Annotated in this window: 25 protein-coding genes and 2 tRNA genes; 9 read left to right on the top strand and 18 right to left on the bottom strand. The window is 30.0% G+C overall.

Translation table 11 applies throughout. The annotated features are described in order from the left end of the window. Positions 1 to 14 precede the first annotated feature (14 nt). From rpoB to R5397_RS02440, 12 genes are all read right to left on the bottom strand, one after another. Positions 15 to 3482, bottom strand: a complete 3468-nt coding sequence (gene rpoB, locus R5397_RS02495; protein ID WP_421622772.1) for a DNA-directed RNA polymerase subunit beta — start codon at positions 3480 to 3482, stop codon at positions 15 to 17. Positions 3483 to 3567: 85 nt separating this feature from the next. After that, entirely contained in the window at positions 3568 to 3939 is a 372-nt protein-coding gene (gene rplL, locus R5397_RS02490) for a 50S ribosomal protein L7/L12 (RefSeq protein ID WP_421622771.1), read from the bottom strand. 76 nt (positions 3940 to 4015) lie between these two features. Then, positions 4016 to 4513 (bottom strand): 50S ribosomal protein L10, encoded by a 498-nt coding sequence (gene rplJ, locus R5397_RS02485; RefSeq protein WP_421622770.1) that lies wholly within the window; start codon positions 4511 to 4513, stop codon positions 4016 to 4018. Positions 4514 to 4523: 10 nt separating this feature from the next. After that, the gene (rplA, locus tag R5397_RS02480) at positions 4524 to 5198 is read right to left on the bottom strand and encodes a 50S ribosomal protein L1 (protein ID WP_421622769.1); all 675 of its coding nucleotides are present in this window, start codon (positions 5196 to 5198) and stop codon (positions 4524 to 4526) included. Beyond that, complete coding sequence (gene rplK, locus R5397_RS02475) at positions 5198 to 5632, bottom strand: 50S ribosomal protein L11 (RefSeq protein ID WP_247065553.1); 435 nt, start codon at positions 5630 to 5632, stop codon at positions 5198 to 5200. The genes rplA and rplK overlap by 1 nt, the downstream gene beginning before the upstream one ends. A 54-nt stretch (positions 5633 to 5686) precedes the next feature. Beyond that, entirely contained in the window at positions 5687 to 6241 is a 555-nt protein-coding gene (gene nusG, locus R5397_RS02470) for a transcription termination/antitermination protein NusG (protein ID WP_011772343.1), read from the bottom strand. Between the two features lie 9 nt (positions 6242 to 6250). Continuing rightward, positions 6251 to 6421, bottom strand: coding sequence for a preprotein translocase subunit SecE (gene secE, locus R5397_RS02465; RefSeq protein ID WP_011772344.1), 171 nt, complete (start codon positions 6419 to 6421; stop codon positions 6251 to 6253). A gap of 30 nt (positions 6422 to 6451) precedes the next feature. Beyond that, positions 6452 to 6523 (bottom strand) — tRNA-Trp (locus tag R5397_RS02460). Positions 6524 to 6533: 10 nt separating this feature from the next. Further along, positions 6534 to 6713: a 50S ribosomal protein L33 gene (gene rpmG / locus R5397_RS02455; protein WP_024653877.1), complete on the bottom strand. Its 180-nt coding sequence runs from the start codon at positions 6711 to 6713 to the stop codon at positions 6534 to 6536. 22 nt (positions 6714 to 6735) lie between these two features. Next, positions 6736 to 6808, bottom strand: a tRNA-Thr gene (locus tag R5397_RS02450). Between the two features lie 85 nt (positions 6809 to 6893). Continuing rightward, positions 6894 to 7745 carry a hypothetical protein gene (locus R5397_RS02445; protein ID WP_247065556.1) on the bottom strand — a complete coding sequence of 284 codons (852 nt, stop codon included), beginning with the start codon at positions 7743 to 7745 and terminating at the stop codon, positions 6894 to 6896. A gap of 11 nt (positions 7746 to 7756) precedes the next feature. After that, positions 7757 to 8779 (bottom strand): tetratricopeptide repeat protein, encoded by a 1023-nt coding sequence (locus R5397_RS02440; RefSeq protein WP_421622768.1) that lies wholly within the window; start codon positions 8777 to 8779, stop codon positions 7757 to 7759. Positions 8780 to 8854: 75 nt separating this feature from the next. Here R5397_RS02440 and R5397_RS02435 point away from each other — a divergent pair, with 75 nt between their 5' ends. After that, on the top strand, positions 8855 to 10162 hold the full coding sequence (locus R5397_RS02435; protein WP_421622767.1) for a hypothetical protein: 1308 nt from the start codon (positions 8855 to 8857) through the stop codon (positions 10160 to 10162). A 12-nt stretch (positions 10163 to 10174) separates the two neighbouring features. After that, on the top strand, positions 10175 to 10831 hold the full coding sequence (locus tag R5397_RS02430; RefSeq protein ID WP_421622766.1) for an ankyrin repeat domain-containing protein: 657 nt from the start codon (positions 10175 to 10177) through the stop codon (positions 10829 to 10831). Positions 10832 to 10836: 5 nt separating this feature from the next. On the opposite strand, the gene R5397_RS02425 is transcribed toward R5397_RS02430, so the two are convergent. Then, positions 10837 to 12363, bottom strand: a complete 1527-nt coding sequence (locus R5397_RS02425) for a hypothetical protein (RefSeq protein WP_421622765.1) — start codon at positions 12361 to 12363, stop codon at positions 10837 to 10839. Between the two features lie 138 nt (positions 12364 to 12501). Here R5397_RS02425 and R5397_RS02420 point away from each other — a divergent pair, with 138 nt between their 5' ends. Continuing rightward, positions 12502 to 13692 (top strand): dicarboxylate/amino acid:cation symporter, encoded by a 1191-nt coding sequence (locus tag R5397_RS02420; protein WP_421622764.1) that lies wholly within the window; start codon positions 12502 to 12504, stop codon positions 13690 to 13692. Positions 13693 to 13717: 25 nt separating this feature from the next. Here the strand turns inward: R5397_RS02420 and proS are convergent, their stop codons facing one another. Then, entirely contained in the window at positions 13718 to 15184 is a 1467-nt protein-coding gene (proS, locus tag R5397_RS02415) for a proline--tRNA ligase (protein ID WP_421622763.1), read from the bottom strand. A gap of 586 nt (positions 15185 to 15770) precedes the next feature. Between proS and R5397_RS02410 the strand changes: the two genes are divergently transcribed. Next, positions 15771 to 16370: a BAPKO_0422 family outer member beta-barrel protein gene (locus R5397_RS02410; protein WP_247065563.1), complete on the top strand. Its 600-nt coding sequence runs from the start codon at positions 15771 to 15773 to the stop codon at positions 16368 to 16370. A gap of 10 nt (positions 16371 to 16380) precedes the next feature. After that, positions 16381 to 17229, top strand: a complete 849-nt coding sequence (locus R5397_RS02405; RefSeq protein WP_421622762.1) for a BAPKO_0422 family outer member beta-barrel protein — start codon at positions 16381 to 16383, stop codon at positions 17227 to 17229. A gap of 38 nt (positions 17230 to 17267) precedes the next feature. Here R5397_RS02405 and manA read toward each other — a convergent pair whose 3' ends face one another. Next, on the bottom strand, positions 17268 to 18383 hold the full coding sequence (gene manA, locus R5397_RS02400; RefSeq protein ID WP_421622761.1) for a mannose-6-phosphate isomerase, class I: 1116 nt from the start codon (positions 18381 to 18383) through the stop codon (positions 17268 to 17270). Continuing rightward, a complete protein-coding gene (locus R5397_RS02395; RefSeq protein WP_421622760.1) occupies positions 18380 to 20248 on the bottom strand; it encodes a fructose-specific PTS transporter subunit EIIC in 1869 nt (622 codons plus the stop codon). The genes manA and R5397_RS02395 overlap by 4 nt, the downstream gene beginning before the upstream one ends. A 154-nt stretch (positions 20249 to 20402) precedes the next feature. Here R5397_RS02395 and R5397_RS02390 point away from each other — a divergent pair, with 154 nt between their 5' ends. Genes R5397_RS02390 through R5397_RS02380 form a run of 3 tightly spaced genes read left to right on the top strand, consistent with a single transcriptional unit; the run spans position 20403 to position 22650 of the window. Continuing rightward, a complete protein-coding gene (locus R5397_RS02390) occupies positions 20403 to 21011 on the top strand; it encodes a hypothetical protein (RefSeq protein WP_421623056.1) in 609 nt (202 codons plus the stop codon). Continuing rightward, positions 21008 to 21889: a DNA/RNA non-specific endonuclease gene (locus tag R5397_RS02385; protein ID WP_421622759.1), complete on the top strand. Its 882-nt coding sequence runs from the start codon at positions 21008 to 21010 to the stop codon at positions 21887 to 21889. Before R5397_RS02390 ends, R5397_RS02385 begins: the two co-directional genes overlap by 4 nt. Further along, on the top strand, positions 21886 to 22650 hold the full coding sequence (locus R5397_RS02380) for a hypothetical protein (protein WP_421622758.1): 765 nt from the start codon (positions 21886 to 21888) through the stop codon (positions 22648 to 22650). The genes R5397_RS02385 and R5397_RS02380 overlap by 4 nt, the downstream gene beginning before the upstream one ends. Before the next feature lie 3 nt (positions 22651 to 22653). Here the strand turns inward: R5397_RS02380 and R5397_RS02375 are convergent, their stop codons facing one another. Both R5397_RS02375 and R5397_RS02370 read right to left on the bottom strand, forming a co-directional pair. Then, on the bottom strand, positions 22654 to 23250 hold the full coding sequence (locus tag R5397_RS02375; protein WP_247065568.1) for a diacylglycerol/polyprenol kinase family protein: 597 nt from the start codon (positions 23248 to 23250) through the stop codon (positions 22654 to 22656). After that, positions 23250 to 24197 carry a peptidylprolyl isomerase gene (locus tag R5397_RS02370; RefSeq protein ID WP_247065569.1) on the bottom strand — a complete coding sequence of 316 codons (948 nt, stop codon included), beginning with the start codon at positions 24195 to 24197 and terminating at the stop codon, positions 23250 to 23252. The genes R5397_RS02375 and R5397_RS02370 overlap by 1 nt, the downstream gene beginning before the upstream one ends. Before the next feature lie 218 nt (positions 24198 to 24415). Between R5397_RS02370 and R5397_RS02365 the strand changes: the two genes are divergently transcribed. Continuing rightward, positions 24416 to 25276, top strand: coding sequence for a CheR family methyltransferase (locus R5397_RS02365; protein WP_247065570.1), 861 nt, complete (start codon positions 24416 to 24418; stop codon positions 25274 to 25276). The last annotated feature ends 26 nt before the right edge of the window (positions 25277 to 25302 follow it).

The following is a 25302-nucleotide window of genomic DNA, read 5'->3' as shown; positions in this document are numbered from 1 at the left end:
AAAACCCTCAAAACCTAAGTTTTATTAATTAATTCCTCTTCCTTTTCTGTCAAAGGAATTTGATTGCCATTATCATCATAAATTGATAAATCAAAACCAAGACCTCTTAGTTCTTGCATCAAAACATTGAAAGATTCAGGAATTCCAGATACATTGGTAGGAATACCTTTAACAATATTCTCATATATTTTAACTCTACCTGACATATCATCTGATTTTACTGTTAAGAGCTCTTGAAGAGTATAAGCAGCTCCATAAGCTTCAAGTGCCCAAACTTCCATCTCTCCAAGTCTTTGACCACCAAATTGTGCCTTTCCTCCAAGAGGTTGTTGAGACACAAGTGAATAAGGACCTGTGGATCTTGCATGCATCTTATCGTCAACAAGGTGATGCAGCTTAAGCATATATATAATTCCAACCATTACCTCATTCTCAAATGGTTCCCCTGTATATCCATCATATAAAATTGCTTTTGACGTTTCATTAAATCCGGCTTTTTTCAACTTTTCTTGAATACATTCATTTGTAGCAGACTCAAACACAGGAACATCATAATATTCACTAAGATATTTACCAGCAAGACCAAGCTGAGATTCCATTAGTTGCCCAATATTCATACGAGACGGTACTCCTAAAGGATTTAGACATATATCAAGAGGGGTTCCATCTGCAAGATATGGCATATCTTCAACAGGAAGGATCTTTGCAACTACACCCTTATTCCCATGTCTTCCTGCCATCTTATCACCCTCTTTAAGTCTCCTTTTCTTGGCAACATAAACTTTTAATATTTCGTCAACACCAGGTGGAAGATTACCAACATCATCCTTAGTAATTCTTTGAACATCAATTACAGTACCCTCAGTACCATGTGGTACTTTGAGTGAATTATTCTTAACATCCTTAGCCTTTTCACCAAAAATAGATGTCAAAAGCTTAAATTCAGGAGTAATGTCTCCCTCTGATTTTGGTGTAACCTTACCAATCAAGATATCACCCGGCTTTACATAAGTACCTATCCTTACAATTCCATTTTCATCAAGCTTATTTAATATCTTTCCACTAACATTGGGAATATCAGCTGTAACTTTCTCAGGCCCAAGCTTAGTCTCCCTTACCTCAATACTAAATTCTTTAATATGAATTGAAGTGTAAAGGTCTTCCTTTACAATTCTCTCCGAGATTAATATAGCATCTTCATAATTGAATCCATTCCAAGGAATAAAACCAACCAACAAATTGTTCCCAAGGGCCAGTTCTCCATATCTAGTAGCAGGACCATCAGCTATTATTTCACCCTTATTAACTACTTGACCTTCCTTAATCAAAACTGAATGGTTAAAAGAAGTGTCCTGATTTGTCCTCTCATATTTTGCAAGTTCATATTCATCCAAATCATGCTCACCATCAGCATTATCAGGTCTGATAACTATTCTCTTGCTCGTTGCCAATACAACGGTACCTGATCTTTTTGCCTTAATAACAACACCAGAATCCTTAGCAACTATTCGTTCCATACCAGTACCAACAATAGGAGGTTGTGGAAATAACAAAGGAACTGCCTGACGTTGCATATTTGAACCCATAAGAGCACGATTTGCATCATTATGCTCAAGAAAAGGTATCAATGCCGAAGAAACAGAAATTAACTGTCTAGGTGAAACATCCATATAATCAATATTCTTAGGAATCATTGTAGTATAATCACCAGAAACTCTAACAGAAATTAAATCATCAATATAATTACTCTCAGCATTAACAGCCGCATTTGCCTGAGCAATACATTTTTTCTCTTCATCAATTGCAGACAAATACTCGATCTCATCAGTAACCTTGCCATTAACTACTTTTCTATAAGGGGTTTCTAGAAACCCATAATCATTCACCTTTGCATACGTAGCTAAAGAAACAATAAGACCAATATTTGGTCCCTCAGGAGTTTCAATAGGACACATTCTACCATAATGGGTATAATGCACATCCCTTACTTCAAAACCTGCACGATCTCTTGAGAGTCCCCCGGGACCTAAAGCATTAAGACGCCTTTTATGCGTCAATTCAGCTAAAGGATTAATCTGATCCATAAATTGTGAAAGCTGACTAGTTGCAAAAAATTCTTTAACAGCAGAAACAATAGGCTTAACACTTATTAATTCTTGGGGTTTAAGATTAAACACTTCTTTATTAGACATTCTATCTTTTGCAATTTTTTCTACTCTTGACATTGCACCTTTATATATATTTGTAAGCAATTCACCAACAGAACGAACTCTTCTATTTCCAAGATGATCAATGTCATCAAGAACATCATGTCCATCATATATTCTTAAAAGATGAGATATCGTATTTACTATATCTGTCATAGTAAGCACTGAAGTCGTTAAGTCATTAAGACCAAACTTTTTAGAAAGCTTATATCGCCCCACATGACCAAGATCATATCTCTTCTCTGAAAAAAATACAGTTCTTAAATCATTCTCAGCATTATCAATAGATATTGGCTCTCCAGGTAAAAGCACACTATAAACCGCAAGCATCACAGATTCCCTTGAAAGCTCTTTAAAACCATCCTTTAAAGAAAAATAAGCATCTTCCTTCTCGAAACAGTTCAAAATAACATCAGAACTGATAAAACGTTTCCCAGGAACACTATCATATCCATCAACATCAATAAGGTCTATTTCTTTTACCCCATTTTGCAAGAAATCTTCAATATCTTGCAAAGTTATTTTATCACCTGCACGATAAGTCATATTTTCTTTTATGGTAATGTTTACTGCTAAATATTGCCCTGTAATTTCTCTTTTAGTATCTTCATTTACTTCAATTTTTTTTATCTTATAAAAAGTTTCAATTATCTTTTCCCTAGTATCAAGACCTAAGGCTCTTAAGAAAAGAGTAACAAGTATTCTTTTTTTTCTGTCTATCTTAACATAAAGGTAATCTTTTTTTGTGTCGATCTCAAATTCCAACCAAGAACCACGATAAGGAATAATACGAGCATAATATAAATCTTTTTCCTTGTAAAAAACAACTCCAGGAGATCTATGAATCTGCGATACAATTACTCTCTCAGCACCATTAACAATAAAAGTCCCTCTATCAGTCATTAAAGGAATAGTCCCCATATAGACATCTTTTTGTCTTATCTCTCCTGTTGTTAGAAACTGTAAATTTAATCTTATCTTTAAAACAGCCTCATAACTTTGGCCCTTTCTTTTGCATTCTTTTTCAGTAAAACTAAGAGAATCATATTCAACATAGTATTTCTCATATTCAAGCGCAACTTCACCATTGCTATTTTTCATAGGAAAAACATCTCTAAAAACAGATTCAAGGCCTTCATTAAGCAAAGGTTTATTATTCTTTAATCTATCAAGCTGCAAAAATTTTTCATAAGAATTCAATTGTATTTCTATTAGGTTAGGTAAGTCTAAGATTTCTTCGGCTTTTCCTTGTCCTAGATGAACCCTTTTTATCATTAAAAGACTCCTTTTTTAAGACACAATAAACCACATGCCACTAAAGTGACATGTGGAATAACAAATCTGGCATATTTTTAATGTTTTATTTAATTTCAACTTTTGCACCAACTGCTTCTAGTTTCTTCTTTATATCCTCAGCATCTGCTTTCGAAACACCTTCCTTAACTGCTTTAGGTGCAGCTTCAACTAAAGCTTTAGCCTCTCCAAGTCCAAGTCCAGTAACAGCTCTTACTTCCTTAATAACGTTTATTTTACTATCTCCAAAAGACATAAGCATTACATCAAATTCAGTTTGTTCTTCAGCATCACCTGCAGCAGGACCAGATCCAGCAACAACAGCAACTGCAGCAGCAGTAACTCCAAATTTTTCCTCAATAGCTGTTACAAGCTCAACAACTTCAGATGTCTTGGCTTCTTCAAGCCATGTTAAAATATCCTCTTTACTTAGTGCCATATTAACTTAACTCCTTTCTTTCACATTATTTCAAACAGTGATAGCATGCACTGTATTAAGACTAACACTGTTCTGATTAAACATTAACATCTTTAACATCAGACAAAGCCTTTAAAGTTCTTGCAAGTTTTAAAATTGGTGCTTTAAGCACACTCATAAATAAAGAAATAGATTCCTTTTTAGTGGGAAGTTTACTATACGAATTAAGTTTAGCCTCATCATAAACTTCTCCTAAAACAATCCCCCCCTTAACTTTTAAAGAGCTAGTTTTAACAAATTCATAAAAAATTTTTGCAATCACATTAGCCTCATCAACAGCAGTAACAACAGCTGTTGGTCCTAAAAGATAAGAATCAAGACCTTCCATGTGTCTATCTTTTAAAACTCGCTTCATTATATTATTTTTTACAACCTTTAATTCACCTTTCTCATTTTCAACTCTATTTCTCAACTCAGTAAGCGTTGCTACTGTCAAACCTCTGTAATCTAGAAAAAAAATATTATCCTTACCATCTAAAAACTTTTTCAACAAATTAAACATTTCAATCTTTTTAGGATTTACCTTTGCATGCATAATTCAACTCCTAAACAAAATCAATCTTCACAGAAGGTCCCATGGTAGATGACATATAAACACTATCTACAAAAGTACCTTTTAAATCACTTGGGCGTCTTTTAAGTAATTCCTTAATAAATTCATCATAATTTTCCTTCACCTTACTGTTATCCATAGAAAACTTACCAATAGAAAAATTGATAACACCATTTTTATTTGCCCTAAACTCTGTACGACCCTTCTTAAGACTAGCTATTGTACCCTTTAAATCATTTGTAATTGTTTGTGTCTTAGGATTTGGCATTAACCCTCTCTTACCTAAGATAGGACCAAGTTTCCCTACATCCCTCATCATATCAGGTGTTGCAACAACAACATCAAAATCAATAAAACCACCTTTAACCTTGTTAATCAGATCATCATCTCCAACATAAGCAGCACCAGCTTCCCTTGCTTCCTCAGCTTTATCACCTTTTGCAAAAACAAGTATTCGCTTTTCTCTCATAAATTGATTTGGCAAAACAACTGTATCCCTAACTGTATGATTCTTCTTTAAATTGAGATTAACAGATATATCTATAGTTTCATCAAATCTAACAAATTTGATCTCTTTTAATAAAGAGATTGCATCATCTATGCTGTAAGATTTAAGCTTATCTACCTTAGATAGAGCTTGCATATATTTTTTTCCACTCTTAGCCATTATTTTTCCACCTCAACACCCATAGAACGAGCACTGCCTGCAATGATTTTAAATGCAGCAAGTTCAGTTTTTGCATTCAAATCAGGCATTTTAACCCTTGCAATTTCCATTACTTTTTCTTTTGATATAGTCCCAACCTTTTCTGTATTTGATTTTTTAGAACCTATCTCTATACCAACAGCCTTCTTAATCAAAACCGAAGCTGGAGGAGTTCTTACAATAAACGAAAAACTCTTATCAGCATAAACAGTAATAATAACAGGAACGATAATCCCTGGCTCCATTTTTGCTGTTCTCTCATTAAATTCCTTAACAAACTGAGGCCCACTAACACCATGAGGTCCAAGGGCTTGACCTATTTTAGCTCCTGGAGCAGCTTGAGCAGCTGGAACTTGAAGCTTAATCCAAGCAACTTCTTTTTTTTTCTTAGACATAAACAACTCCTTATGGTAATAACGCCTTTTAAGCTCCCATTAATATACTAATTATTAAACTTTCTCTATATGCTGAAAATCAACCTCAACAGGAGTTGATCTCCCAAAAATTTGAACTGCAACTTTCAATTTCTTTTTTTCATAGTCGATAGACCCAATAACCCCCTCAAAAGAATCAAAAGGACCTCCTTTAATTCTAACTCTCTCACCTTCTTCAAAATCATAAAGTATAAAAATAGATTTATCTGCCTTAATCTCTCCAGCAAGCATAAAAACACTCTTAACTTCCTCATCACTAATTGGAAAAGGTTTTTGCTCTTTATTAGTACCAACAAAATTGACAACACCGGGTATCTTAATAATATTAGCTACAGTGCTTTTCCACTCCTGTTCAGGCAAATCTAACTCAATGAGAATATAACCCGGCCAAATTCTTCTCTCCCGTATCCTCTTTTTTCCGTTTTTTATCTCTTCTACCCTTTCAATAGGGGCCTTCACATCTAAAACATTACTACCAAAAACGCCCTCACTGATCAAAAGTTTTATCTCTTGTTCTACCTTTCTCTCATACTGAGAAAAAGTCTGTAACACATACCAGGCCCTGGACATAATCTTTCCTTAAAATACATAAGTTATAGCAAGATACATGATATAATCTACTATACCTAAAAAAATAGAAATAAAAACAACTAACCAAAAAACCTGTTTTCCGCTGCCTATTACCTCACCATACTTAGGCCATGTTATTTTTTTAAGTTCCAAAACACTCTCTTTAACAAATTTAAACATTTAAAAGCCTCTCTTTAACAATACAGACAACAGGCCAGGAGGGACTCGAACCCCCAACATGCGGTTTTGGAGACCGCCGTTCTGCCCTTGAACTACTGACCTATCACTTTAATTATTTTATTTTACCTTCTTTATGAAGAGTATGCTTCCTGAGAACTGGACAATACTTCATTAATTCTAATTTTTCTTGCTTATTACGCCTATTCTTAGTAGTCGTATAATTTCTAATTCCTGTTTCCTCACATACTAAAGCTATAAGCTCAACAGCACCTTTACCTTTCTTCTTGCCCATAATAATACTCCTGACTACAAAAAGCCCTCAATCGGATTTGAACCGACGACCGCCACCTTACCATGGTGATGCTCTACCACCTGAGCTATAAGGGCATTACTTCCCTTTATAATAAACTCTTATACCATGTTAATTTATTATCTTAAAAAAGACAAGCCCCCAAATTACATTTTCAGACTCTTATTTAATAATAACAAGCCTACCCTCTCTTAAAAGATTAACATTGTTTTTATTTGAAAATATCTTATTAATAGAATACTTATCAAGTATGATATCTGAATGATTTTTACCATAAACTCCTTTAGCAATTAACCTTAAAGGATAATCTCCAACTCTATCTTTATTTTTATAAGAGATGTCATTCGTATATTCAAACATTCCCCACTTCCTAAGTGCATCTGGCTCAACCATTTTTTTATCAAAATAAAGCTTAATATTTTCATCATAAATCTTAATAAAAAAAGCATCCGTTAATTTTACAACGTCACTTGAGGAAAATTGATAATCATCACCTGCATAAATAATAATTCCAGTATAAACAAATTGATCAATACTTGTATTCATCAATGGATAAAAAGCCATATAAGGCTTACTATGAGCTATGAATAAGTTCACAAAATCAGGAAAAAGACAAAGCTCATACCTAACAGTTATGTTTTTTAAATCTTCCGAATATTTCGTATATCCTCTCTTCAAAATGCTATTAAGTCCTGAAAAATAAAGTATTAAATGGGGATCAGAATCAAAATAATCCTCAAAAGTATTATCAGAATCAATTATCATTTCAAAAAGAGACTGTCTTATTAAGGTATCCTTAAAATCATTAACGCTAAACACTAATCTAGACGTAGAATCAAGCCCAACTCTGCCAAATTTATCTTCATCTACCGGTTTAATAATATCAAAATAAATGATCTTTGTATCCCAATCAATTGTTCTCTTTATGCTAGACTTAGATAAAGAATCATTTATAATAGAGACATTAGAATAAAATAAAAATAAAAAACTCAAAAGGCCACTTAATAAATTCACATTAAAACTCCCTACTTTTTCCCCAGATAAACACCTATCCAAGCCCAACCATTATTAATTTCTGGATCTTTTGGATAAGAAATTTTTTTAAAGACAAAATACCATTCCCAAATGTGCTCCCAACCACTAGATCCAAGATAAGATATATCATCACTAGAATCAGCCTCAAAACCACTTGCAAACTGTATTCCATTCTTTCTCCTACTTCCAAGCTTAATCATCGTTGTCAAAAAACTGTTTGTATTAATCGAATTACTTTTACCACCCTTTTGATCCCAGCTTTGAATAAAAAAATTATGTTTATCCCTTATACTCAATAATTTTGTAGTATTCCCAGAAAAAATATATCTTTTAACATCTTGAATCAAGTCATTTAAATTTCTATAAATTATAAAATCCGGATTATTATAATAATTAATCTTTGTAATTACACCAGAATAGTCTATTGAATCTATTCTTAAGTCTGACCTTGGTATTGAAAGCAATTTATTATAATAAAAATACGCTTCATCATAATTTTGAAGACTCTCCAAACTTAAAGCAAGATTGTAATAATAATTACCCCTATCTGAATTAGTAAGACTTTCTGCACTATCATCAAGCAATAGCTTATAATAACGTATTTTGTGCCTAGCTTCAATATTTAAATTGATAACTCTTTTTGCAATATCTAATTTTACAGAACTATTTTCATAAATGTAATCATCAAAATTATCAACAACATATCTATAATAGGTAAAAGCCACTAAGTCTTCCTTAATTAAAGAATATATATTACCCATCAAATAAAAATATAAAGGATAATATTCTCTACTCTCATCATGAGCAATTTCTTGATTTACAGACCTTAAAGCATCTTGATAATCTTTATTGCGAATATGAATGTCGACTATCCTATCAACAATAAGAAATCTATCTAAACCTTTTTTACTTGACTCTTCTAAAAGACCTACGAGACTTTGAATTTCGCTCTGCTCAATCTTACAACAGCTAAAAACCAGCATTAGTCCAAACGCTTGAATTAATAACTTCATTATTTTTATTATATAATAAAGGTCATGCATAACAAAACACACCTTAAGGTCAATAAAAATTATCAGGATTTTAACATGAATAAAAAATTAATTTATATCTTATTGCCAATATTATTTCTATCTTGTTTTAATAAAAACAACAAATATGGTGTTGTCCTAGATTCAAAAAATAGAGAAAAATTGCCAAACGGATCACTTGTCAAAATAGAAGATGTTAATCAAGAGAAAAAAACAGTAACAATAAACTATAATGGAATAAAATTTATCGTACATAAATTTACGATAGAAGAGTTTCAAACAAAAAAAGAAGCAGAAAACTTCAAACTGAGCATTCAACCATACGTAAACAAATATGCTATAAGTAAAAAAGATCTCTTACCATTAAGAACATCTCCTGACAGTTATATAGAAAACATAATATATAGAATTTCGAAAGAAGCTATATTGAAAATCATAGATATCGGGAAAGAAACAGAAGCAGGCTCACTTAAAGGGAAATGGCTATACGTCTTAACAAAAGACGGACACAAAGGTTATGTTTTTGATTATGCACTTGAAATTTTCGATAATATTACAGGTACAATACTCACAAGTCCACTAGATCAAGTATCACAGAATGAAATAATCAATACATTTAACAATATTAAATACTTAAGACCACTTTACTATGAAAAAATGATCGCCTATAACACTTATAACACTAACTTACTAAGAGAAGAGTATGGATTATTTTTTACTCCCAAAAATGAAATAAAAATTAACATACCCGAATTAAGCTTATATTTCAAATTCGATATTGTTGAGGAAGTAAAACCTAATGGGTTTTTATTTAGATCTAAAACTTCAGAGGAAGATTTTATTCTCTTAACAAAAGAGACTCAAAATTACTATAAGTCAATCATAAAAGTTAAAGAACATAATTTTGAGTCAAAATTCGTTATTATTGAACAAAATGTCGAAAAAATTATCCTCAAATCAAAAAAACAAAATCAAAATCTAATAAATAGATTAACTTCTTATGGAACATTAATAAATACACAATACGGAAATATTGAATTTAAAAACGATCAAACTTTCATTTGGAAAATAGATAAAAAAATTTATAATTTTCCAAGTTCTGGGACCTTTGAAATAATAGGGCTTAGTCCAAATTTACAAATTTCATATAAAAAAGCTATCAAATTAATGACTGAGGAAAGAGAAAAATATTTTTGTCTACTAGACTATACAGACAATGCCTTACAACTCATATTTGTATCCCTCAAAAATGTTAAAGACGATTTAATAATAATTGATGACAAGGATAAAATTGCAGTTATACTATTTAATAACGCTCAGTCTAATCAGGATATAATTAAAAAACAATCTCAGAAAACTATTTAAAGGTAAAAGTCAATGAAAATAATGTTCATACTGCTATTAACACAATTTATTACATTCTTAAATGCAAATGAACACACAAAAATAATAAAAGAATTATCAAAAACAATTTATAACCTTAGTAATAAAGAATATGAAATAGATAAAGCAAAGCTAGACAATTTTATAGAGTCAATAGACCTAAATAATACCAATATTTTAAAAGAGTTACAAAAAATAAAAAATGATTTTCTAATCACATCTGTATACTTCCAAAATATAAAGGGTACTTTAATAGCCCTAAATCTCTCAGCAGAAATAAACTTTAAATACAAAATATCTCCCCTATCAATTTCAATCATCAATAATGATTTTCAGACTACCAAAACATTAATAGACTACGGAATTAAAATCAACCAAATAGACGAAACAGAATATCCACCAATATTTTGGGCAATATACCTAAACAATGAAAAAATATTTAATCTTTTAAAAGAAAAAGGAGCTGACTTAAGCCTTACTCTAAAAAATGGAAAAACACCTATACAAGCTGCAATAGAAATTGAAAATATTAATTTAATCGAACTACTACTTAAAAAAAATGCTTATATCAAAGATAAATACAAAAAAGAAATTAAGAACTTAAAAAATAGAAATATAAAAAACATACTAAAAAAGTACAAAATAATATAAAATAATTAATATTCACTTGACATTTTAATATTTTTATCTTTCTCAAAAAGCTCCTTATATACAAAAGACTTCTCACTAAGCTCCTCCTTTAAATCTTTAGAAAAAGGGGCATTGCGCCACATTATTCCGCGAACTATCTTCTCAATTTTTTGAATTCCCTTGCTTTCTTTATCTAACCAAAGAAAATAGTCATCTAAAAAGAAGTTCTTAACATTGCCTTTCTTAATAAATTTAGAATAGTATTCATAATACTGACCGGTTATCCCTGTTTCCATCCACCTAAAAGATGCTTGATCTTTTGCAAGTTCCCAAAAAAAATCCCCAATACCTAAAATGATAGCTTTTCTCAAATCTTTAGCATACATAGGTATTAATATTTTACCTCGTCCCTTAGCTCGATTTTTAATATCAACAGGCTCCCAGCAAATTCCCCTCTCACCATAAGATGGTATTAATATAAAATAAGGAACAATCCTTAATAAATCTCCTTTATAATTTTTATAAAAAATTCTAGGCTGAATATTTTCAATTTCTCTAACAAGCTGAATGACTCTTTCTCTACTACCAAAAAACTGAGGATCTACAACTACATTATTTTTAAATAATATTGGAAAATGATTACCCCTAGGTCCAATAGTGAGCTTATTAGCCTCCATTAAAGATCCAATCTCTTCAACTGCAATAGCAGAAAAATTAGGCATATCAATTTCTTGAATTTTATCTTTAATCTCAATAAGCTCCTTATTTGCCTTCTCAATCTGAGACATTAAAGATACAATCTCCTTGTTAGCTTTTACAAACTTATCAATATAATGAGAAGCAAAATTTAAAGGTTTTAAAATATCATCGGAATAAATTTTGCTTACTGTATATTCATTTGTAAATATTTCATCATTAGATGACGTCTCAACAAATAAAAATCTAAACATTCTCTTTAAATTAGCAATAGATTCAGTCATTACCTTATCACTTTTATTAAGTGTACTCTTTGCAAAATCAATATTGGCCAAAAGCTTTTCTCGTTTATTAAACAATATCCTCTTAATGTTGTCATCTTTAATGCTTCCCATCGATTCATCGGTCGCAAGCTTTCTTAATTTCAATTCATTAACGCCATAAATCCATTCATCAAAATAGATAAATGGTTCATTATAATTATTGTCCCAAATGGTCCTGGAAATTAAAGACTTAAGTTTACTGCCAAGAGCATTTGGAAGAAGGGCAGCAAATCTCAATAAAACCTTCTGTTCAATTGTCAAATTCAAAACATTTTCAGCTATTGATTTTAAAAATTCCCAATAAGTATTAATTATTTGTCTATATTTGGCAAACCTGTCACCTTCTTGCACTGACTGTGGACTTAAATAATCTAACAACGCTTTATGAAGCCTAAAACCAATATCTTTATCACTTGAAATAAGATTTTTATAATAATCATCAGTAAAGAAATTTTTATCATGTTCTTCTAACAAATTAATTTCTGGTAACTTTAAATTCAAATCTGTATTGACTAATTCAGGATACTTATACAAGAACTTTCCTCTCCAAAATCGGAATTACTTATATGTTTTAATAATAAATAATATTACCAAAGTTTATATTTACCAAAAAATCTAGTAAGATTTATTATGCTATAAATACTATTTTTCAAACTCGCAAAGGAACAATTTATGAATACAAAAGTAAAATTTTCTCTAATTATACCTATTGGAATATTGCTTGGATTATTTTTTCCCTCTGAAGCTTACAACACACTCTCACACATTTTCATAAGATTGGCCTATCTCTCTTTAATTCCTTTTTTAATATTTTCAATCCCACTTGGTATAGAAAACATTATTGAAAATAAAAAATTCAGAAAATTATTTGGAAAAACAATCTATTACGGAATCTTAGTTAACATTATAGGAATAATCATATCAATTGTAGTCGCAACAATATATTTACCACAAAGAATACCAATATTAGACAAAAATATTCAAAATATATATACATTTGATCAAACAGCATTTCTTGAAACATTTTTCCCAAAAAATATTTTTATGATACTTACAAATAATAATCCAAATCTTTTAAGTATTTATATCGTCTCAATAATTATTGGTGCTAGTTTTTATTATGCAAAACAAAAGGGAAGAATTGCTAGAGAACTTATTTTAAGCTTTTCAAATCTTTTTTATCATGCAAACGGGATAGTTGTTAAAATATTACACTTTGGGATTATTTTTATTACAGCAGCATATACTACTAACTTAAAAAATTTCAAAAATTATCAATACTACATAGATAGCATAATCTCTTTATCTTTATGGACAATCATTATTATCCTAATAATAATTCCAATGATTAGCTATAGATTAACCAAAAATCTTAAATTATCATATAAGAACATACTAATATCCATCCAAAATATAATATTTGCAGGTTTAACAATGGATGCTTATGCCCCTTATTCTGTTTTAATAGAAGATATTAAAAATGAAAGAATAAATATAAAAAAATCGATAATCACAAACATACCAATAATTAACTTTATATCTAAATCTGGAACAATTTTTATTTCAACAATCTCATTTTTTATTATTTTAAAATCTTACTCTAGTTTGCCTATATCAATTTACGAAATAAGTTATATGAGCACATTGGCATTTCTTTTTATTTTCGCATTCCCACACATACCAAACAGTTTAATTTACATAATTACAATGCTATGCTCAACTTATACAAAAGGAATTGAACTTAGCTACTCTAACATAATTCCAATACTTCCAATTTTAACATCTCTAGCTTTAATGATCGATTTCACCTCCAACATTGCAATAATACAAATAATAGATTTCAACGAATTAAAAGATACCTAATATTTAGTTTATTAAAAACTAAATATTAATAAGATCTTGCAAATAAAACAAGATGCTTGGCTGCTGTATTGCAATAAATACAAGTTAGATTATTTAAAGGCCTATTTTGAAAATCTTCAGGAATGCATCGTATTGTAGCTTTTGTATCATTTTTAATACTATCTTCACACACTCCATTTCCACACCATGAAGAGAGTACAAACCCTAAATACTCATTGATATAAGTCTTAAAAGTATCATAGTCATTCTCTTTAAACCCAATAATTTCTTTGGTATGCAAATTTCTAAACTCTAATGCTCTATTAAATAATTCACATTGCATAGTTTCAAGCTCATGTCTCATTTTCGATGGCAACTCTTTAACTGACATTTGATACTTAGAGTTTTTATCTTGATCCCTTCTTGCAACAGTGACACAGTCCATAAGAATATCATTAGAACCTACCTCAATACGTATTGGAATTCCTTTAAGTTCCACAGCAGCAAATCTAAATCCTGGAGAATTTTTAAAATCTCTATCAAGCTCAACTCTAAACTTTGCTTCTTTTAAAATATTAAGAATAGTAGTAGAATACTCAAGAATTTTTTTATTAACTTCAGCATCTCTTTTAAAAATAGGAACAATAATAATTTCAATGGGTGCTATTTTTGGTGGCAATATTAAACCCTTACTATCAGAATGAACCATAATCAATGCCCCAATTAACCTAGTCGACACTCCCCAACTAGTAGCAAAAACATAATCCATCTTACCTTCCCTATTTTGGAACTTAACATCAAAAGCCTTAGCAAAATTTAATCCCAAATAATGAGATGTTCCTGCTTGTAAAGCTTTCTTATCTTGCATTAATGCTTCAATTGTGTAAGTAGACACAGCACCTGCAAATTTTTCCCTTTCTGTCTTTTGTCCACAAAATACAGGAATAGCTAAGTAATCTTCAATAAACCGTTTATAAAGGTTTAAAATAAACAAAGTCTCTTCCAAAGCCTCTTTAGCAGTTTCATGTGCAGTATGACCTTCTTGCCATAAAAATTCAGTGGTACGAAGGAACGGTCTTGTTCTTTTTTCCCAACGGATAATATTTGCCCACTGATTTATTTTAACAGGCAAATCTCTATAAGATTTTATCCATTTGCTATACATGTTCCAAATAATTGTCTCAGAAGTAGGTCTTAAAACCAAAGGCTCTGCTAATTCCTCACCACCAGCAGTTGTTATAATAGCAAGTTCCGGTGAAAATCCCTTAACATGTTCTTTTTCTCTCTCCAAAAACTCATAAGGAATAAGCAATGGAAAATATGCATTCTCATGTCCTGTCTCCTTAAATTTATTATCAAGTATGCTCTTAATTCGCTCCCAAATAGCATATCCATAAGGCATAATAACCATACAACCTTTAACAGGACTATAATCAACAAGTTTTGCCTTTTGTACTATATCTAAATACCACTTAGAAAATTCCTCTTCCTTTGAAGAAATAAAATTACCCATAAACCTCACCCTTTTTAAAAAATCCATCATTATAGACAAAATATCATTAATTTATAAGATAAAAAGAGATTTTTTGCTCTTAAAAGAAAATCGTATTATTCCTTATACTAATTATCCAAATCAATGCTATTTAGATCTCTAATATGAATATTGTAATATTTAACTAATAAGAAAATAGCAAAATCACCAAATAAAGATCATACATTAAAAATATGTCTTTAAAAACCATGCGAAAGAGCAAAGAGCAACCTTATCAACCTGCAAATCAAATCTATACTTAAATTTATATTTATATTAAAAATATATTTGACATATTTTTAATATAAATCTTTGCTCTAATATTTATTTTTATAAGTTGCAAAAATATGTTTGTATTTCACAATAGATGTTTGAAATAAATGTGTAGAAAAATATTTATGAGTTTAACCTTGACGTTATACCAAAACTTGACATCAATTAAAATAAATCCAATTTTTATGACTAAAAATTATTAAAAACATGTTGAGATAAAAAAATTTTTTACATTTTATGAAACATAATTTTAAAAATTGTGCACATCTATCAAACATAAGTTGAAGGAGAATTTATGAAAACATTATTAAAACTGATTATGATTTTTTTAACAAGTTTATCTGTTGCGACAACGATTGATACATTAAATCTTAACAAGATATTGAATAAGCAACAAAACCAATTTAAATCATTTGGAATAGGATTTGGCATTGGTAACCCTATAACTAACATCATAATTAATTTCCCATATGTAGACATAGATATTGGATATGGGGGCTTCAATGGATTACATCCTAACAATTTCATACCTTATATTGTTCTTGGAACTGATATCCTATTTAAAGAAGAAATTTATCAAAGTATAACGCTCACCGGTGGGCTTGGCATAGGTATCGACTTGTCTCAAATAAAACCAAACGAACAAAATGCTTCAAACATAAAACAAGAAAGTACTCAAGACAAACAAGAAAAATTTGCAATAACATCATCTAACAATAGGTTAGGAATTGTGTTTAGACTTCCTATTATATTAGAATACAGTTTTTTGACAAAGGTTGTAATAGGTTTCAAAGCTATAACAACAATTGGTGGAACAATGATATTTAAACCCACATCAATGGAAGGAATAAGATTTGGATTTTTTGGTTTTGGATTCATAAAAATATACATTTAAAGGAAAATTGATGAAAAACAATACTCAAAAAATATTTATATTATTGTTAATATTTAATTTACAACATTTTGCGTTCTCTAAATCTAACAATAATTATTTCATTAAATGCAAACAAGAAGATGACGGAGAAATCTGCATCACACATGATAAACCTATTCTTGAAGAGCCTAAACCTATTCTTGAAGAGCCTAAACCTATTCTTGAAGAGCCTAAACCTATTCTTGAAGAGCCTAAACCTATTCTTGAAGAGCCTAAACCTATTCTTGAAGAGCCTAAACCTATTCTTGAAGAGCCTAAACCTATTCTTGAAGAGCCTAAACCTATTCTTGAAGAGCCTAAACCTATTCTTGAAGAGCCTAAACCACACATCATTACAAATTTTCACGCAATGAAAAGGGAAAAAAATCCTTACTCATTTGCAGCGGGAATAGGAACTGGAAATCCTCTTATCAATCTTTTAATCTCAGTTCCATATGTAGACATAGAGCTTGGATATGGTAGTTTCTTATACTTTAATCCTACAAATTTTAAGCCTTACAATTTAATTGCCATCGATCTAATTTTTAAACAACAAATAGGAGAATATTTAATAGTTGGAGGAGGTTTTGGAATTGGAACAGACTGGTCCCAAGCAAACTTAACTTCCCCTGGAACTACACAACCTTCTCCTTATGATAGGATAGGAATAGTAACCAGATTACCTTTATCAATAGAACATAAAATTACAAAAAATTTATCATTAGGATTTAAAGTTTATCCTACACTTGGTCCAACAATATTTCTCACAAAACCAAAAATAGTATTTGAAGGGATAAGATTTAAATTCTTTGCAATCGGGTTTATTAGAGTTCTCATGTAAATGATAGCTCCTTACTAAACCAAAAGACCAATTTCTCATTATAAAGAGAGTGCAATAAAAATTTCTCCATTTCCACAAATCAATAATTTCTCACCACAATTTCCTATAAATATGCTTTCGCCCTTCTTAAGGCAAACCCCATTATTAATCCGAATTTCTCCATTCATAACTAACAATATCATTACACCATCCCTTTCAAAGCAGATCTCTTCATTTATATTTTTTTGAAATAAACTTAAATTAGTATCTGGAAGCTTAAATACATTAAACCCATCAATTTCCTTCCCCCTCAATAATGAAAATACGCCCTCTTCAAATCTACCAACCTTAAGCATTTCATCTTTGTCAATATATTTAGTGGTAAGACCTGCCCTAATCACATTGTCAGAATTAGTCATAAGTTCAAGACAATCACCCTGAAGATAAGCATGAACTTCTTGACTCTCTGTATAAAGCACCTCACCTGAACTTAACTTAAAAATATACATCCCTAAAAATACCAAAAGACCAATATCTGACCCATAAATCTTATAAATTTCATTAAACCAATAAGCTCTAAAATCATTTATGAAACTTAAATTTTTTTTCACTCGATTAATAGCATCCTCAATTTCAAACTTTTGCAAACTAAATATAATTTTTATAAATTCTTTATGGGTTGCAAAATGAAAATCTAATTTCAATTTTTTATATATACTCTTGATTTCAAAAAGGGGAAGAAATCCTTTAAGAGCATAAAAATCACTTAATGCATAAACAAGTTCTATCTTTGGATTTTTATCCTTATAAATTCGCTTAGAATCATTAATATCTATCCCTTTATCATTCTCAAGTTCAAAGCCTTTTAAAGCAATATCTTTCGAGGGATGTATTTGAATTGATAAAGGCTTTTGGGCTGAGAGAACTTTAAATAAAAATGATAATTCACTCTCACATCCCAAAAGCTCTTTATGATTTTCTAAAAAATCACAAAGAGAAACATACTGACCATCAACTAATATTTTACTAGAAAATGTCTTATGTGCTCCAAGCCACATCTCAGCCTTAGGCAACCCATCTTCTCTTTGTCCCAGAAGAGAAGGGATGAAACTAGTTCCACCCCAATCATATTCCTTAATTTCATTTTTCATCAAAAATATATTATCAGCTCTCATTTAGATTCCTTCATTTTTAAAGATTTTAGAAAAATAACCAAACTTGTTGCAACGGCAACACCAACAGCTATTGCAATAATAAAGCCCAATTTGTTATCAACAACAGGAAGAACTATTGGACCTCCATGCGGAGCATGGTCCGCAACACCCAAAAATGCCGCAATGACACTTGCAACCGCACCTCCAAGCACTATTGAAGGCAACACCCTTGCTGGATCACTAGCAGCAAAAGGAATAGCACCTTCACTAATACCAATAAACGAAATTAAAAACGATATTTTTCCAGATTCTCGCTCATCCTCTTCAAATAATTTAGGCATAATTAGAGTAGCAAGTCCCATAGCCATAGGAGGAACAGGAATAGCTGATGCAACCATACCCATTATTTGTGGAACTTGGGGAATCATACCAACACCAAAAAGGAATGCAACTTTATTAAAAGGTCCTCCCATATCAATTGCTACCATAGCACCAAGTATTAATCCAAGAAATAATTTCCCTATAATACCATAAGTTTCTGAATTATTTTGAAGAGATCTAAGGCCATCCTCAAGCAATTTCATGAATTGACCAATATAAACACCTCCATAAATCATAACAAGTCCAACAATAACAGTACTTATTAACGGAATTACAAATATAGGCATCACGGGTCTAAGCCATTCAGGAATCTTTCTCTTTGCTATCCATTTAGCAACAAAACCTGCCATAAACCCTACAAGTATTGCCCCTAAAAATCCTGCTTTAACATCTCTGGCAAGCACACCCCCCACAAGACCTGGTGCAAGACCTGGCTTATCGGCAATTGCCATAGCAATAAACCCTGAAAGTATTGGCAACATCATACCAAAAGCCACACCACCAATATCTGTAATTGTTTTATAAAAAGGATACTTATCAAAATTTGGACCATCAGAACCAATTCCTGCCAAAGATATACCAAACGCTATTAAAATACCACCACTTGCCACAATTGGAATCATAGGAGAGACGCCACTCATTAAGTACTTATAAAAACCAGTTCTACTACTACCAAACTTATCTTTAAGAGAATGAACATTTTTATAATTCAATATGGAAGCACTAAATGCTTCTTTAATAACATTTTCTACACTGTTGATAACCTTCGCGGTTGAAACCTTATAAACTCTCTTGCCATCAAATCTTTCTTCACCAACATCTTTATCCACCGCAAGTATTATAACATCAGCGTCTTTAATATCTGTCTCTGTTAAAGGATTATCAATACCAATAGAACCTTGTGTCTCAACTTTAAGGAAGTACCCTTGTCTTTTAGCCTCAACTTCAAGCTTTTTAGCAGCAATATACGTATGAGCAATTCCCACAGGACAAGCACAAACAGCCACTATTTTTTCTGATTTAGAAACACTTGCTGTATCAGCTATAGATGATCTCTCAACATTTTCTATATAAGAATAAATTTCATCGGCACTCTTTAGAACTTTTAACATATTTTTAAAATCATCACTCTCAAATAATTTAGCTATGAAAGCTATAGACTTAATATGATCATTACCTTGCTGACTTTTTGACATACAAATTAAAAATATTAAATTAACAGGGGGATTATCATCAGACCATTTTATGCCATCGCCTTTTATGTAAAGCAATGAAATAAAACTTGATTTAACAATATCCCCTATAAAATGTGGAATAGCAACTCCATTCTCCCAAGATGTATCACCAATATTTTCTCTCTCAAGTAACCCCTGAAGGAATCTTGTTTTATCATGAGTATAACCTCTTTTACTCACCTGATCAACTAAAAAATTAATTGCTTCTTCCTTGGAATTTATTTTATCAGATATAAAAATAAGCTCCTTTTTTAAAAAATTTAAAAACATAACCTTAAACCTCCTAAGTACTTAAATTAATTCTATCATAATACAAACATTAAACACCGATTCCCCCCTCTTCTTTATTTTCAAATTATTTTATATTATTTAAATAAATTTAATTGTGAAAAAATTAATCGAATTTTGCTTTTTATTACTATGTATTAGCTTATACTCTTCAAATAATGAGGGACACAAAAAAGATGAAATAAATAATAAAAAAAGTATATTATTAAAAGAAAAATCAACTAATAATGAAAATGATTTTTTCTCAGTAAAGAGAGGATTTATCTATTCAACAGGAACAGGATTTGGAACAGGATTTTTTTTAAATTCAAAAGTCAATCACATAATATTTAGACCTTATTACATATTTGCCATCAACAATTTTGATTTTCTGGCTGTTTGTATGATCCTAATGATTCAAGAATATAACATCTCTAAAAAAGTTAAATATTCAAGCTCTTACATTGGCACAGGAATAAACTGGCATACCATAAATTTGTCTAAAAAAATGAAATATTTATCTTCTACCATGGGTATTGGGGGACGACTTTACCTTTCAACAAACTTAATAGGGGATTTCAAATTCTATGACAAACTACCCTACGTAATAGAACCATATATATTTTTTGAATTCTCTACAAAAAAAGCTACACCTTACTTAAACATATATTCAAAAATTGAGTGTTTATTTCTTGATACATTCAATATTTCTTTTGATTTCGGAATCAGATATAATCTTAAAAATAGCAACGAGGTAAGCTCATGAAAAAAAGACTAAAAATTTTATTCTGTTTTTACATATTAATCTTACTGGTTTTTTTATTCTTATATCACAATCCTAAAATCTTAAAAAACATAAAAGAAATAGCCTCCAATTATTTAAGCAAAATCAAAGATAAAATTTACGTACCTGAAATCCCAACTGAATTAAAAGAAGAATACCTCTTACCAAAAGGATATCTTACTACCCAAGTGATACATAAAAAATACTATTCTTTAGGGTATGCTGAGAGTGCAAGACAATCAGAATGGGTAGCTTACCAATTAAAAAGAGAAATGGTTGAATTAGCTTTAACCTTGCTTAAAGAAAAAAAAATAACGAGAAGTAAAAATTTTTTTGAAGACCAAGATATTAAGGGAATTGCTCCCAAACTAAGTGATTACCTAAAAAGCGGATATGATAGAGGGCATATTGTCAGTTCTGCTGATATGTCTTTTTCCAAGGATGCAATGCTAGATACCTATTTTCTCTCAAACATATCTCCTCAACAAAGGGAATTCAACTCAGGAATCTGGCTCAAACTTGAACAATTAGTTAGAAAATGGGCTATCTTAAAAGAAAAGATTTATATTGTTAGTTCAGGAATTTTAACAGAAAATAAAGGATTTATTGGAAAGAATAAAATTTTAGTCCCAAAAAATTTTTATAAAATAATACTATCATTAAACAATAACAAATTTTATGATATATTGGCTTTTATTATTCCAAATGAAAAGGCCAAAGACTTAGAACTCAGAAATTACGTTGTAAACGTTAATTTAATTGAAGAAAAAACTAAAATAGATTTCTTTGCAAAACTTGATGCTGAAATAAAAAAAATAATTAAAATGAAAAAAGACATACGTTCCTGGAAATTCAAATGAAAACACTCTTTGCAAAATTAAATATTTTCCTGTTAACAACCCTTGTCTTAGGAATAATTATTATATCAATATTTATGTATTATATAAACTTTAATATAAACTTCTATACCTATATTATTAAAATTTATAATAAAAATTTATTGATTTTGATCAATAAATTTTTTATCTTCAGCATTGGAATCATAGGATCTATTTGGACATGCATCAACTATAAAAGAACAAATAATATACAATTTGTATTCTTTTATTGTTTCATTCTCTCATATATATTTGAACCTATTTCAATTTTTAAATATTATTTTTTAAGTAATATATTAAGCCTAGAATTTTATTATTTTATGAAATTTTATAACTTAATAACTGTATTTTCATTACTAAATTTATTCTTCTTAAGCCTATATATATGTGATTTTCAAATAAAATCAATAACCTATGCTATTTTCTTAATTTTCACTTTTTCAATGGTCTATAACTCTTTAGCCCCTATTAATGCATATGAATACACAAAGGATTTTCTCTCTCCAACAGCAAATAATAAATTTTATGTCTATTTATTTTTATTACTAATACCTATAAATTTTTTAGTATCATGCTTAAGGAAAAAAAACCTAAGCTACTTTTTACTTTTTATATCAATATCACTAATAATATCAGGAATCTATCTCAATTTTATAGAAATAACCTATGCATTCATCCCAACCTTAATAGGAGCACCAATGTATTTAAAAGAATCAGGAAAAGTTTTCTTCTATTGGCTATAAAATTTAAGCAATCAATACAAAAGATAAAGTCGCTACACCTACAGGCAAAAATAAATTATCGTATCTTTCACAATCAAAAAGCTCAACAAGCACAGCTCCCATCCCAACAATTGATGCTATTATAAAATTCGGAAAGAAATAATAACAAACAATAAAAGCAACCAAAAAAACAGCAACACTACCTGAGAATGTTTTATTATTTACAAGTTTAAAAGATGGAATTAGTTTACCAACAAGACTTGCAAGACCATCTCCAAGACATGCAGAAAATATCCCAATATAACTAAAAGGCTTATCTATAAGAAAATAAGTACAAAAAATACTCACTACCAAAAATATTGGCGAGAGAGATATTTTGTATGAAGCTACCTCTCTAGACTTTATTATTATTTCTGATATACCTCTTAAAAAAAATAAATTTATTTCCATAATTCTAAATATTTCCAAAATTAAATATGCAAACATAAAAAATAGACTAGATACAAGACCTATCCAAAAATTTAACCTATAAAACAATAAAAATAATAAAGTAGAAATATGAAAAAATTTTCTATAAAGCTCATATTTAATATTTTCGTTATGAAAAACTTGATCAAACATTAATTAATTTTCCTTAAAATAATATTAAACTTCAAAAAAGAATTTGCTTTTATAAAGTCACCAATACTTCTCTCTCCATAAGCAAGATTTGGTGGAATTATTACTATTCTCTCCTCTCCCTCGCACATATCTGACAACATTACGTCCCAACCTTCAATCACTTGACCACTCCCAACCACAAACTCTATTGGCTTGCCTCTGTCAATTGAACTGTCAAATTTTACTCCACTTAGTAAAAATCCCTCATAATCTACTTTGATAGTATTGCCACTTTTAACATTTTTGCCATTTCCTTGTTTATTTATCTTATATAAGATACCATTTTTATCCTTTTGAAAATCTTTGTAATCTTTGTCAATTATTTCAAGCTGAAAAGCCATGTATTTTTTAACCTCAGCAGTCTTCTTTGCCTCATAACTTTCTTTTAATTTTAAAAATTCTTCATTGTCAACTTTAAAAGCCTTTGCATCCTCACCAACACGAATAATCCTTACTTGCTCTATTTTATCTCCTTGACGTATATTACGAACCGTATCCATTCCCGCAACTACCTTACCAAAAATTGAATGCTTAAGATCAAGATAAGTAAGATTATCTGCAAGAGTAATAAAAAACTGACTCCCATTGGTATCAGGACCTGAATTAGCCATAGAAACAATTCCTGGTTCATTATGACTCAAATTTTTGTTTAATTCATCGGGAAAAACATAACCAGGACCTCCAGTACCCGTTCCGGTAGGATCTCCTGTCTGAATAACAAATTCATCAACAACCCTATGAAAAATAATATTTTCAAAATAAGGCTGACTTGTAACAGAATTTTTAATAGTACCTTCACTAAGACCAATAAAATTCATGACTGTTAGAGGTGCAATTTTATAGTAAAGTTCAATCTCTATATTTCCTTTATTTGTATCAATTGATGCAAATATTCCTTTTTTTTTCACTAAATCTTTCCTTTTGCTATCACAAGTTATTAGCATTAAAATCAATAAAAAATATAATAAACATCTCTTCACAAATGTATTCCTTAAGTTAATATTTAAATTAAGCTATCAGTCCTAATTGTACAATTTTTGTAAAAAAATTGTACAATTAATTAGTCATTTATACTCATTAAGTAATATTATTTATTAAGGAAATTTACAAAATTTGGATCTTATAAATGTTAAATATTAATAATGAACTCCTTCTGAAATTCTGCAATTTTATATATGAAAATAGCGGAATTAGATTTGATGAAAAAAATAAAGTTGTATTAAAAGGACGAATTAATGATGCAATACATGAACTTGAAAATATCAATACTCCAGAACAATTATATGACTTAATAAATTCGGACAAATTTCAAAAAGAATATTTCTTAGATCTAGTTACTACTAATCTAACACGATTCTTTAGAAATGAAGCTCATTTTGCAACTTTTGAAAGATTTATAATTCCAAACTTAATAAACATTAAAACTCAAGAGGGCAAAAATAGAATTATTATATGGGCTGCTGGATGCTCAACTGGAGAAGAACCGTATTCACTGGCATTTGTTCTTAAACACAATCTTCCAAAGAATTTTGACTTTATTATTATTGCCTCCGATTTAAGTTTAAAATCTCTAATGATAGCAAAAGAAGGATACTATTCTGTAAAAAAATGCGAACATATCCCAATACAATATAAAACATATATCAAACCTCACATGGATGGTTACAAGGTAATAGATGATATAAAAAAACACATACGATTTGACTATCATAACTTAAATTTTGAAAGTGGCTTTTCAGACATAGACGTTATTTTTTGCCGAAATGTACTCATATATTTTGATGAAAAGTCTAAAATAAGGGTCTTAAAAAAATTTTATTCCTCTATGGCTATGCAAAGTTATTTATTTATCGGTCATTCAGAATCCCTTTTTGGTCTCAATCTTCCTTTTAAATTTTTAAGAACACCTTGGGCCATAATATATGAAAAGGATGATAAGGATGTTTCCAAAAAAAAGTTTCTGTTCAAAAACAAATACAAATTATAATTTGATATAAACAGACTCATAGGAGT

Source organism: Borrelia sp. MN22-0132 (genome assembly GCF_049201035.1).
GTDB lineage: Bacteria > Spirochaetota > Spirochaetia > Borreliales > Borreliaceae > Borrelia > Borrelia puertoricensis.
This window is presented reverse-complemented; position numbering and strand designations above follow the sequence as displayed.